This window comes from Vibrio sp. 10N.222.46.A1 (assembly GCF_041473595.1).
GTDB classification, from domain to species: Bacteria; Pseudomonadota; Gammaproteobacteria; order Enterobacterales; family Vibrionaceae; genus Vibrio; species Vibrio tasmaniensis_A.
This window is the reverse complement of sequence record NZ_JBFRSN010000809.1, coordinates 1-2,688: the sequence shown is the minus strand read 5'-3', so window position 1 is coordinate 2,688 and position 2,688 is coordinate 1. Positions and strand designations below refer to the sequence as shown.

The 2,688-nt window shown below is 44.1% G+C and carries 3 protein-coding genes; 2 read left to right on the top strand and 1 reads right to left on the bottom strand.

Features of this window, described 5'->3' with window-relative positions; all coding sequences use genetic code 11:
- Both AB4496_RS20395 and btsR read left to right on the top strand, forming a co-directional pair.
- Nucleotides 1–825, top strand: an 825-nt coding sequence (locus AB4496_RS20395; RefSeq protein WP_372131784.1) for a sensor histidine kinase, incomplete at its 5' end; no start/stop codon positions are given.
- A 105-nt stretch (nt 826–930) separates the two neighbouring features.
- A complete protein-coding gene (btsR, locus tag AB4496_RS20390; RefSeq protein ID WP_009848448.1) occupies nt 931–1,662 on the top strand; it encodes a two-component system response regulator BtsR in 732 nt (243 codons plus the stop codon).
- Nucleotides 1,663–1,816: 154 nt separating this feature from the next.
- Here btsR and ispH read toward each other — a convergent pair.
- The coding region (ispH, locus tag AB4496_RS20385; protein WP_372131782.1) for a 4-hydroxy-3-methylbut-2-enyl diphosphate reductase at nt 1,817–2,688 on the bottom strand (872 nt) is incomplete at its 5' end.

Genomic DNA, 2,688 nt, shown 5'->3' with positions numbered 1-2,688 from the left:
GACATCATCTACCTTGATGGCAAAGAAAACCCGTACCAATGTTCTCTATCGCAAGATTGTAAATTGGGTTCTGCGCTTATTATTCCACTGCGCGCGGGTAATGAAGTGGTCGGAACCATCAAACTGTATGAGCCAAAGCTGAAACTATTCTCGACCATCAACATGTCGATGGGTGAAGGTATCGCTCAGCTATTGTCGAGCCAGATATTGTTTAGTAATTATCAGCAACAGCAAACGCTGCTCACCCAAGCGGAAATCAAACTGCTGCATGCACAGGTGAATCCTCACTTCCTGTTTAATGCACTCAACACCATCAGTGCAGTTACACGCCGTGACCCTGATAAAGCACGAGAACTAATTCAGCATCTCTCTCACTTCTTTAGAAGTAATCTGAAGCAGAACATCAATACAGTGAAACTCAAAGACGAACTGGCGCACGTCAATGCGTACCTAACTATTGAAAAAGCACGTTTTACTGACCGATTAGAAGTCGAATGGGATATCGCCTCACAACTATACGAGTCGCAACTGCCGAGCTTTACCCTGCAACCGCTGGTAGAAAACGCCATCAAACATGGGATATCTAATATGTTGGAAGGCGGTAAAGTGAAGATCTATAGCGAGGCTTTCGAGGGTGGATTCAAGTTAATCGTTGAAGACAATGCTGGTAATTATCAGAAGCCATCCCAAGATCACGTTGGATTAGGCATGGAGATTGTTGATAAACGACTCACTAATTTCTTTGGACAAGATTCAGCACTAAAAATAGAATCTCAACCACAGCAATTTACTCGAATGAGCTTTATCATACCTATACTGAAATAAAGGCATTTTCGGAGACGAATCACTCCGAGTTGAAACATTTAGAAGCCGACATTTAAAAGAAAAGCGTGAAACAAGCAGGGATAGAACCAAAATGAAGATTGTAGGATGTTAAAGGCATTAGTTGTCGATGATGAGCTTTTTGCTCGCGAAGAGCTGATTGAACTACTGACTGAAACCGGACAAGTAGAAATCATTGGCCAAGCGAGTAACGCGATCGAAGGACTGAAACAGATCAATCTGCTCAAGCCTGATGTGGTGTATTTGGATATCCAAATGCCGCAGGTTACCGGAATTGAACTGTTAAGCATGCTTGATCCAGACACCATGCCCTACGTGGTATTCGTCACCGCCTACGACCAATATGCGATTCAAGCATTTGAAGACAATGCCTTTGATTACCTACTCAAGCCGGTTGAACCTTGTCGATTAAACAAGAGTGTTTGTCGTCTGAATAAGGTCATCAAGCTGAACCAGAAAGCGCCAGAACAAGATATATCTGCGATTGCTCCCTGCCACTTAGAGCAGATCCCGTGTATCGGCCACAACCGCATTGTGATCATGGCGAGCCAAACGGTCGAGTGCGCTTATTCAGATATCAGTGGTGTCCACGTACGCAGCTCATCACAAACGGCAACCTCGCAGTTGACGCTAAAGATCTTGGAAGAAAAGACCGATTTGATCCGCTGTCATCGACAGTATTTGATCAATATAAAATCGATCCAAGAGATCAAACTGTTAGAGAATGGATTAGCGGAGATCATCACACTGACCGGCTTTGAAGTACCTGTCAGTCGTCGTTACTTAAAGGCTTTAAAGGAGCAACTCGGTCTCCAGTAACCCCATAAGTTTCGACTTTTTTCCAAAATACGATCAAAAAAGCCAACACATCAACGTTGGCTTCCTGTTGTTTACAAATCAATAGTGTTTGCAAATCGATACTGTTTGCGAATCGATAAAGTTACGAATCGATCTTGTCACCAATCCATAGAGACTAGTCGACTTGCTTAATCTGCAGCTCTTTTGGTACTTCGAAGAACATGTTCTCTTCACGACCTTGAATCTCTTCAACCTCGGTAGCACCCAACTCACGAATACGATCTAAGATTTGGTTTACTAGCTCTTCAGGCGCTGAAGCACCCGCTGTCACACCAATTTTCTTTTTCCCTTCAACCCATTCAGTTTGAATGTCTTCAGGACAGTCGGTTAGATAACCAGGCGTGCCTAGCTTCTCAGCTAGCTCTTTTAAACGAGTAGAGTTCGATGAGTTCTTAGAGCCAACAACTATCACGACATCGACATCACCAGCCATCTCACGAATTGCGTCTTGACGGTTTTGTGTTGCGTAGCAAATATCATCTTTACGTGGTCCTTGGATCTCAGGGAATACGCGACGTAACTCTTCAATCACGTCTGCAGTTTCATCAACTGACAGCGTGGTTTGACTAACATAATGTAAGTTACTTGGATCGTTCACGACTAAGTTCTGTACATCTTCTGGTCTTTCAACCAAATACATACCACCAGCTTGGCTAGCGTATTGACCCATAGTGCCTTCCACTTCAGGGTGACCCGCGTGACCAATCAATACTACTTCCATATGTTTGCGGCTCGCTCGAGCAACCTCCATATGAACTTTAGTCACCAAAGGACACGTCGCATCAAATACCGTTAACTCGCGTTCTTTCGCTTCTTTGCGAACCGCTTGAGAAACACCGTGAGCCGAGAAGATCACGATGTTATCGTCTGGTACTTCACTTAACTCTTCGACAAAAATAGCACCACGTTGCTTGAGCCCTTCAACAACAAAGCGGTTATGCACCACTTCATGGCGAACATAAATCGGTGGCTGATACAGTTCAAGAG

Bases quoted from the DNA above. Each gene is read 5' to 3' on its own strand.
- btsR (WP_009848448.1), top strand. From the start codon at position 931: ATGTTAAAGGCATTAGTTGTCGATGATGAGCTTTTTGCTCGCGAAGAG.